The sequence below is a fragment of the Sphingobium sp. AS12 genome, from assembly GCF_019097845.1.
In the GTDB taxonomy this organism is placed as follows: Bacteria; Pseudomonadota; Alphaproteobacteria; order Sphingomonadales; family Sphingomonadaceae; genus Sphingobium.
Genome location: NZ_JAHRGM010000068.1, coordinates 1 through 2,209 on the forward strand (window position 1 = coordinate 1; position 2,209 = coordinate 2,209).

The 2,209-nt window shown below is 62.3% G+C and carries 2 protein-coding genes and 1 pseudogene; 1 reads left to right on the plus strand and 2 read right to left on the minus strand.

Translation table 11 applies throughout. The annotated features are described in order from the left end of the window. Nucleotides 1-162: 162 nt before the first annotated feature. Nucleotides 163-1,326: a site-specific integrase gene (locus tag KRZ98_RS21115; protein WP_368389859.1), complete on the plus strand. Its 1,164-nt coding sequence runs from the start codon at nucleotides 163-165 to the stop codon at nucleotides 1,324-1,326. Between the two features lie 79 nt (nucleotides 1,327-1,405). On the opposite strand, the gene KRZ98_RS21120 is transcribed toward KRZ98_RS21115, so the two are convergent. After that, the gene (locus KRZ98_RS21120; RefSeq protein ID WP_217675194.1) at nucleotides 1,406-1,786 is read right to left on the minus strand and encodes a cytochrome c family protein; all 381 of its coding nucleotides are present in this window, start codon (nucleotides 1,784-1,786) and stop codon (nucleotides 1,406-1,408) included. 85 nt (nucleotides 1,787-1,871) lie between these two features. After that, nucleotides 1,872-2,063: pseudogene (locus KRZ98_RS21125) on the minus strand (catalase/hydroperoxidase HPI(I)); the annotation flags it as partial. Between the last annotated feature and the right edge of the window lie 146 nt (nucleotides 2,064-2,209).

Sequence of the window (2,209 nt, forward strand, 5' to 3'; positions counted from 1 at the left end):
CCGTTGGCTGGGGGCATATCGCCTTCTCAGGCGACTTCCTATGGGATCGCGCGGCCGCGATGCCAGCTAAACGGCGACCGCTCAACCTGGCACGGACGAGCGGGGCCACTTGATGCAAGCACATGTTCGCTATCTGTACTCGCTTAGCGCAATTCAGATAACATCCGTTGCGACAACCTCAGGACGATCGTACAGATGCGTGCAGGTGAGCGCATCACCGTCAACGAGGCGCTGATCGCCGCCTATCAGGCCGCCTCGTCGCCCCACAGCATCCGTGCACTCAGATCCGACATCGAGGCGTTCGATGCCTGGTGCCGGCGCAGCAATCGGATCGCGCTGCCGGCGACGGCCGAGGCCGTGGCCGATTATCTCGATGCGCGGGCGGAGAGGGGGAGCCAGCCGGCGTCGCTCTCCCGCTACAAGGCGTCGATCGCCAAGATCCATCAGCTGCTCGATCTCAAGGATCCAACGCCCGCCCCATTGGTCAAGCTGCGGCTGCAGGCTGTGCGCCGTGAGAAAGGGGCAGCGCAGAAGCAGGCGCGGCCCTTGCGGTTCAAAGGGCCGGTGCGCGACGTCGAGCGCGATAAGGCACGCGGGCTCAACATCCGCGCCCTGCTCGAAAGCTGCGGCGACGATATGCCGGGCCTGCGCGATCGGGCGCTGCTGTCGGCTGCCTATGATACCGGGCTGCGCGCCTCCGAGCTCGTGGCAGTCGCGGTCGAGCATATCGAGGAGGCGATCGATCCCGAGGCGCGGCTGCTGCAGATCTTGCGTCACAAGGGTGATCAAGACGGGGAGGGGGCGACCGCTTACCTCAGCCCGCGCACCGTGGCGGCGATCGCGGCCTGGACCGAGGCCGCCGAGATCACGGCGGGCCAGCTGTTCCGGCGGGTGCAGGTGCGGCGATACAAGGCACGCGCCGCCGTGCGCGGTCGGCCGATTGACAGCATTTCTGGCCGCGAAACCTGGGATCTGCGCAAGACGCTCTCCAAGCCCGCGGTGAGGGCGCGGGTCGAGTATGATATCGGCGCCGTGGCACTGCACCCTGGATCGATCGGGCCAATCTTCCGGTCGATCATTCAACGGGCGTTTGACCGAGGCGCGCTGCCCGACCTCACGACCGAGGATCTGGCGCGGTTGCTTAAGGGGATCAGCGCGCATTCAACGCGGATAGGGCTGAACCAGGATTTGTTTGCGAGTGGCGAGGATCTCGCGGGTATCATGGATGCTTTGCGATGGAAGTCGCCGCGAATGCCACTTGCATACAATCGCAATCTAGCAGCTGAGCAAGGGGCGGCCGGTCGACTTATGGCCAAAATCGGATAGCGATGGCAATACCTCGTGCAGTCGAGCGTCTAACGAACCGGCTTTTGCAGACTTCCCGACGGTGCCAGCAGGCATAAACTCATCGCAACGAGAGGAGATAGTCTACCACGGATTTGCGAACGACGGGATCGGAAATCCCGGCGAATGGCATGCGAGTGCCGGGCACCGTTTGTTGAGGGGATGTGAGCCAGCGATCTAGCGCTTTTGCATTCCATGTCAGGCCCGATGATTTCAACGCCGTGCTGTAAGCGAAGCCCGGTAAACTTCCGGCACGCCGTCCAGAAACACTGGACAGGCTGGGACCAAATACTGTCTTGCCTGCTTCGGTCGAATGACATCCGGCACATTGAGAAAAGCCTGCGGGCCTAACAGGTATGGAATCCGCGCTGGCCTCGGTGGAAATGGCGGTCGCCCCGGCGGCAACTACCGCTGCCAGAGCCATGGCGATTGAAGTTTTCATTTGCGTTATTCCGGTGTTTGATTGCTCGCGGTGGCAGGCGTTTGAAAGCCTGCCACCGCGAGCCACGGGTTTTGCCGGAGGCAGATCAGAACCGATCGGCGTTCATTACCTTGGTCCATGCGGCAACGAAGTCAGCAATGAACTTCTGCTTCGCATCATCGGACGCATAGACCTCCGCAACCGCGCGCAGCTCCGAGTTCGAGCCGAAGGCGAGGTCCACCGGAGTTGCCGTCCACTTGGCGGCGCCACTCGCACGATCCTTGCCCTCATAGAGTCCTTGAAGCGCCCCGGGTTTTCAGGAGGCTCCAACTTGTGAGAAGGAGCATCCGTTATGAGCAAGACAACCAACAAATTTTCACCTGAAGTCCGCGAGCGGGCGGTTCGTATGGTGGTGGAGCAGCGGGCCGAGTACGGCTCGGAATG